Origin of the sequence: Acinetobacter lactucae (assembly GCF_013344765.1) — a bacterium.
GTDB classification, from domain to species: domain Bacteria; phylum Pseudomonadota; class Gammaproteobacteria; order Pseudomonadales; family Moraxellaceae; genus Acinetobacter; species Acinetobacter lactucae_A.
Genome location: NZ_JABVBF010000191.1, coordinates 1 through 6239, shown reverse-complemented (window position 1 = coordinate 6239; position 6239 = coordinate 1). Strand labels below are relative to the sequence as shown.

The window sequence follows — 6239 nt, the reverse complement described above, 5'->3', positions numbered from 1 at the left end:
CCTCTTTGTTAGACCATCCTAAAATTGGATTGTTTAAATAATTTATATTTTAAACATAACATGATTTTCATTTTATATATGATGAGTTTTTATATAGAAAATGATGTGAAAAGTTTCTGGGACTCTTCACATCATTTATATGTAAATTAAGTTTTATCGAGCTCATTAGTAAATTCAGCAATATCTGCTAATGCTTGTTTAGCTTCATCAAACCATGCGTTAAACATCTGGAAGTTATGCCACATGCCTGTATAAAGTTTGAATTGAACTTTAACACCAGCATCTTCCGCCTTTTCTCTAAAACGTTTGGCATCGTCCAATAAAATCTCTTTAGAACCTACTTGAACCAAAGTTGGTGGTAGGCCGTGCAAATCATCGAAAATAGGTGAAACGCGTGGGTCCTCAGCAGCAATATGATTGCCTATATAGTACTGAGTTCCTGTTTGTAGGGCTTCAATAGATAATAAGGCATCATGTTTTTTGTTAAATCGAAGAGACTCACTCGTAAGGGTTAAATCTAGAAAAGGTGACAATAAAATCAGGCCACTTGGCATAAGTTCGGGTTGTTCTTTTAAACGTAAGCAAAGTGCTAGCGCTAAATTTGCCCCGCATGAATCACCCGATAAAATAATATCTTTAGGCTGAATGCCTTGAACCATTAAAGATTGATAGATGTCATACAGAGCCTCTGTTGCCTCAGGATAGGGATGCTCTGGTGCAAGCGGATAGTCCACATGAATAACTTGCATTTGGGTGCGAGCAGCCAAATCCGTCATAAAAGCATGGTGTGTTTTCACACTGCCAAGGAAAAAAGCGCCGCCGTGAATGTGAAAAATTAGTTGAGTCGCAGAATCTTGCGGTTTAATTTCTTCACCTTTAATACCTGCTAGTCGAATCGGGCGCACAGAAACATTTTTTTGTCGTGGAAAAGCACGACACATTTGCTCTAGAACGGGACGTAAAGCGGTAGCCGGCAAATTTAGCTGGCTTGGCTTGCGAATTGTTGTTTTAAGAAAAGTTTCTGTAAAATAATATTTCCAAACATTTGGTATATTCATAGAGCATCCATTTTTATGCTAGTTTCTTGTTTTCTTGTAAATTTTATTTTGCAAGATTACAAGGTTACACGAAACAGTCACATTCAAAAATTGCAATATCTTTGCGACTTCTGAATACTAAAAATCTTGAAAGACCCAAGGATATTACAAAAATGAAAAAGATTGCTTTAGCTCTAGGACTCATTGGTATGGCTGCATTTGCCAATGCGGCTGATACACTCAATGGAACGGTATGGAAAACGATTGATGATCAGACCAACAAGCCAAAAGCCGTAGTGAAATTTACGGAACAGAAGGACGGAACCTTAACTGCAACCATTCAGAACATTTTGACACCAGGTGAAGAAAACGCTTGTACAAAATGTGAAGGTCCGTATAAAAACAAACCACTTAAAGGTGTCACCATTGTACATAATTTAAAAAATGTAGGTGGTAACAGTTATGAAAACGGTACGATTTTAGACCCAAAATCAGGTAAAACTTACAAACTGAAAGGTGAGTTAACCGATGGCGGCAAAAAGCTTAAATTACGTGGTTATATTGGCGTTTCTGCTCTTGGTCGTAACCAAACATGGATTCGCGCTAACTAAAATTTTTAATAAAAAACGAGCCAAACGGCTCGTTTTTTTATGCATTTAAGTTTTGATAAGCAGTTTCATCGAAACCCACAATAAAACCCTGTGAAGTTTTTAAAACAGGTCTTTTAATCAAACTTGGTTGAGCAATGAGTGCTTCAATGAGGCTTTCTTCACTGCTTAGAGCACGATTTTGTTCTTCTTCTGAAAGCTTGCGCCAAGTCGTCCCTTTTTTGTTGAGAACAGTATCTTGTCCAATTTCTTTTAACCAGATCTTTAAGGTATCTGCATCAATGCCTTGTTTTTTATAATCATGAAAATCGTAGCTCAGTCCTTTGGCTTGCAAAGCATCAAAAGCTTTTTTCATTGAGTTACAGTTTTTAATTCCATAAATTTTTAACATTTTATCGGACCATGTCAAAAAGAGAGAGCACACAGCCTAACCCAAAATGCTTTCAAGCACTACTTTATACCGATACTTTTAAAACAAATGAAAATTAATGATTAATCAAAAGAGAAATGTCATGTTATTGTCATAAGACAAGGCGATAATGAGCTTAATAAGAAGAAGTTAAAACTAAAAGAACTTAGCGCAAAATAAGAGACTAAAAAAGAGAAAACCCGCATTTAATCATCCTGATCATGCGGGTCTCATTTCAACGTCCAATGTCACATCCTTGCAAATAAACTTATCATAAGTTTATTTTATCTTCCTACGGCGTCCTATCCTTTTGCGTCATCCTGACTGCTTCCCTGTGCCGTGGGGCTATAATGCCGTTAAAGCTGTGTAAGAAAAATACACAAAAACGACATATGCTGTAAGCTAAAACGACAATGTAAGTGAACAAGTGTTCACTTATTCTTGAATTTTATAGTCGATAACAACGGGCGCATGGTCGCTAAACCATTGATCTTTATAGACCCAAGCATTAATTGTGCGTGCTTTCCAGTCTGGTGAACATGCGTGGTAGTCAATACGCCACCCTACATTTTTTGCACGAGCTTGACCGCGATTTGACCACCATGAATAAAGTTCTGCTTCTGCTCGAACTACGCGGAAGGTATCGACATAGCCAAGTTCATCGTAAATATGGTCAAGCCAAGCACGTTCATGCGGTAAACAGCCAGATGATTTTTGATTACCCGACCAGTTTTTAATATCAATGCGTTTATGAACAATGTTGTAGTCACCACAAATGATGACTGACTTATTTTCATCACGCCATTGCTTCAAGATTTTTGCGTATTCACCTAAAAATAAATCTTTACGGGCTTGCGCTTCTTCACCACTTGAGCCTGAAGGTAAGTATAATGATGCAATATGTACTGGATGTGACAAACCTAAATCAAATTCGGCAGAAATAAAGCGACCTTGACTGTCAGCCAACTCAAACCCTAAACCATCTTTAACAGAGACAAAGGGTAAGCGGCTATAAATTGCAGTTCCTGCGTAACCTGCACGCTCTGCTGGAAAGAGATGGGTATGCCATCCTTCGGGTCTAAATTTTTCAGTCCATTGTTCATGGGTAATGCGGCTTTCCTGCATGCATACGACATCGGCATCGGATTGTTCTAACCATTCAAGTAAGCCTTTCGTTACTGAAGAACGTAAGCCATTTACGTTAATGGAAACGACTCGAAGAATTTTTACATCACTTGGATACTGATCCTTTGGTATCATGCGAAAATTTAACCTCAATTGTGAATTTGGAGCACCTCATGACAACGCCTGTGTCATTTAACCCGCAAGCATTTATCGAACTCGCATTATCACGCGGTGTGCTTAAATTTGGTGAGTTTACTTTAAAATCTGGACGTGTGAGTCCTTATTTTTTTAATGCAGGCCTACTCAACGATGGTGAAGCTTTATCTCTTTTAGCGCAAGGCTATGCTGATAAATTAACACAATGTGAAAATGTTGATGTGATTTTTGGGCCAGCATACAAAGGTATTCCATTTGTGGCTGCGACTGCTGTTGCTTTGTCGCAAGTCCATAACAAAAGCGTGCCATGGGGCTTTAACCGTAAAGAAGCGAAAGATCATGGTGAAGGCGGTGTTTTAGTTGGCGCTGCAGTTGAAGGTAAAAAAGTCTGGATTATTGATGATGTAATTACCGCAGGTACAGCGATTCGTGAAGTGGTAACGATTTTGAAAAACGCTGGCGCAACTATTGCGGGTGTTTTGGTGGCATTAGATCGTCAAGAACGTGGTCAAGGTGAGCTTTCTGCAATTCAAGAAGTTCAAAAAGAATTAGAAATTCCTGTGCACGCACTGATTACCATGAAAGATTTAATGGATTATTTAGAAGCGAAAGGCGAAAAAGAAGCGTTAGCAAATATGCAAGCTTATCGCGAGAAATATGGTATCTAAAAAGAAAAAGGCATACCTCTAAATAGGAGTATGCCTTTTTAATATTTACTTAAAATTGATAATTCAAACGCAATAATACATTACGTGGTGTGCCTGGCATGCTGTCTGAACGCCAGTACTCTTTATTGGTTAGATTATTCACCGCAAGTGTGACATTCCATGGGTCTGCACTATAGCCAATCGCCGCATCGACACGGTTAAAGCCTTCCATTTTTACTTGATTATTAAGATTTGGATAATACGAACCTACATAGGTCACTCCCACCTCGGTATACCACTGCTCGGTTGGTAAATAACGAACAAATAAATTACCCGTATTTTTAGATGTGTTTGCTAAATAGTTACCTTCTTGTTCAGGCTTTTGTTTGTCTTCTTTTACTTTTGCATCTGTGTAGCCATAACCACCGCGAACAAAGACATTATCTAGTACGCGACCAATAAAACTAAATTCAAGACCACGAGATTGATGCTGACCAGCAGTTGCCCATACTTCTGGTTGCTCATTAGGATTTGGTTTATAGCGGATATTATTTTTACGAATATCAAAAATAGAAAATTGAGTATTTAAACGACTATCTAACCATTCGCTTTTTACCCCAACTTCATATTGCTCGTTGTATTGAGGCTCTTTATCCATTTTTGTGACATCGGTGCTTCCGGTAACTTGGTTAACACCCATTTGTCCGCCAAATGGTGCAAAGCTCTTAGAGTAAGACGTGTAAAAGCTATGTTCCGGAAGCGGTTGCCATACCAAACCAACATTTGGGCTAAAGCTACCATCTTTTACATTACGGTGTTCATTAGTTAATTTGTTGGTAGTTGAAAAGTCAAAGTAATCGTAGCGGACACCCATCATGAGTTTAAGTTGGTCATTTAGACCAATTAAATCTTGAATAAATACACCGTAAGTTGTGCCTTCATTATAGTTATGCTGACTAATCTTTAATGGACCATTGCCACGACTATATTCACGTTCGCCTGTGAATGGATTAACGTAACCATAAATGGCTGAACCATTTTGAGTTTTATTGGCTAGACGTGGCTCTCGTTGTTCATAAGTCCAGTCTGTACCGACCATAATTTGATGTTCAAGCGAACCTGTTTTGAACTTGCCCTTAATATCAAATGTATTGGTGGTGGTTTTATTGCTGGTTTGTTGCCAGTAATAAATTTGGTCGATGTAACCTTTTTTAGTACAAGACTCATTTTTTGAGTTTTTTCCATCTAAACCACAATAAGTTCCAAAATAAAAGTGGTCAAAGTTCTGTTCTGCTTGTCGGTAACTTGCTGCCCAGTGAAAGTTCCAATCAGGCGCATATTGATAATTCACATCGGTGCGGACAACTTGCAAAATATCATCAACATAATCGCCGTCTTGGGCAAATCCCATTTTAATTGAAGTTCCCGCAGGCAAGTTTTCATATGCTGGACCACGATCAGGTACACGACCTAATTTGTCATAGGTATATTGCGTGGTCCAAGTGAGTGTTCCATCATCATTTTTATAAGTGAAACTTGGTGAAAACATTTCAATCTTATTTTCAATGCCAGAGCGGAAGCTTCCTGACTCACCATATTCTCCAGTTAAACGTACTGCTAAATTGTCATTAATAACTTGGTTGATGTCAGCGGTTGTTCCGTAGTTATCATATGAACCAGCGTACGCACCAACTGAACTTTTAGAGTCAAAATTGGCGAATTTGCTCACCATATTCACAACACCGCCACCAGCACTACGGCCATATAAAACCGAAGCGGGGCCTTTTAAAATTTCTATACGTTCGATATTTGCTGTACTACGACGTACTTGTCCGCTTTCACGTATGCCATCACGGTAAATATCACCTGTATCGGCACCAAAACCACGAATCGTGATCCCATCACCGCGCATATCGTAACTGGTTGATACGCCTGGAGTTCCTTGCAGCATCACACTTAAGTCATTCGATCCATAAATTTTATATTTCTGAACATCAATGGTATCAACAGTTTGAGGAATATCTTTTTTGTCTAAACCATTGCGTGTGACATTGGCTTTGTCATAGTCGATATAACTTTTAATTGGGTCGAGTTCACTCATGGCCTCAATTTTTATGGTGGGCATGGTGGCGGCGACTTTTGATGAGTCAGTCACATCTTCTGCATAGGCACCTTGAATATTCAAGATCATTAAACTGAGTAAGTTCAGTGGAAAAAGACGCTTCATTTGGGGAGATGGTGTAGAAATGCTTAACAT

General features: G+C 38.7%; 6 protein-coding genes. 2 read left to right on the top strand and 4 right to left on the bottom strand.

Going from position 1 to position 6239, the window contains the following annotated elements:
* Positions 1-146: 146 nt before the first annotated feature.
* Positions 147-1058: an alpha/beta hydrolase gene (locus tag HUN22_RS15000; protein WP_174730920.1), complete on the bottom strand. Its 912-nt coding sequence runs from the start codon at positions 1056-1058 to the stop codon at positions 147-149.
* Between the two features lie 152 nt (positions 1059-1210).
* On the opposite strand from HUN22_RS15000, the gene HUN22_RS14995 reads away from it, so the two are divergent.
* Complete coding sequence (locus HUN22_RS14995) at positions 1211-1648, top strand: DUF2147 domain-containing protein (protein ID WP_003654111.1); 438 nt, start codon at positions 1211-1213, stop codon at positions 1646-1648.
* A 37-nt stretch (positions 1649-1685) separates the two neighbouring features.
* Here the strand turns inward: HUN22_RS14995 and HUN22_RS14990 are convergent, their stop codons facing one another.
* Both HUN22_RS14990 and HUN22_RS14985 read right to left on the bottom strand, forming a co-directional pair.
* Positions 1686-2036 (bottom strand): arsenate reductase, encoded by a 351-nt coding sequence (locus HUN22_RS14990; RefSeq protein WP_174730917.1) that lies wholly within the window; start codon positions 2034-2036, stop codon positions 1686-1688.
* Positions 2037-2489: 453 nt separating this feature from the next.
* On the bottom strand, positions 2490-3314 hold the full coding sequence (locus HUN22_RS14985; RefSeq protein ID WP_174730914.1) for an exodeoxyribonuclease III: 825 nt from the start codon (positions 3312-3314) through the stop codon (positions 2490-2492).
* Positions 3315-3352: 38 nt separating this feature from the next.
* Between HUN22_RS14985 and pyrE the strand changes: the two genes are divergently transcribed.
* The gene (gene pyrE, locus HUN22_RS14980; protein WP_174730911.1) at positions 3353-4003 is read left to right on the top strand and encodes an orotate phosphoribosyltransferase; all 651 of its coding nucleotides are present in this window, start codon (positions 3353-3355) and stop codon (positions 4001-4003) included.
* A 49-nt stretch (positions 4004-4052) separates the two neighbouring features.
* On the opposite strand, the gene HUN22_RS14975 is transcribed toward pyrE, so the two are convergent.
* The coding region (locus tag HUN22_RS14975; protein ID WP_217488198.1) for a TonB-dependent receptor at positions 4053-6239 on the bottom strand (2187 nt) is incomplete at its 5' end.

Bases quoted from the DNA above. Each gene is read 5' to 3' on its own strand.
- HUN22_RS15000 (WP_174730920.1), bottom strand. From the start codon at position 1,058: ATGAATATACCAAATGTTTGGAAATATTATTTTACAGAAACTTTTCTT.
- HUN22_RS14995 (WP_003654111.1), top strand. From the start codon at position 1,211: ATGAAAAAGATTGCTTTAGCTCTAGGACTCATTGGTATGGCTGCATTT.
- HUN22_RS14990 (WP_174730917.1), bottom strand. From the start codon at position 2,036: ATGTTAAAAATTTATGGAATTAAAAACTGTAACTCAATGAAAAAAGCT.
- HUN22_RS14985 (WP_174730914.1), bottom strand. From the start codon at position 3,314: ATGATACCAAAGGATCAGTATCCAAGTGATGTAAAAATTCTTCGAGTC.
- pyrE (WP_174730911.1), top strand. From the start codon at position 3,353: ATGACAACGCCTGTGTCATTTAACCCGCAAGCATTTATCGAACTCGCA.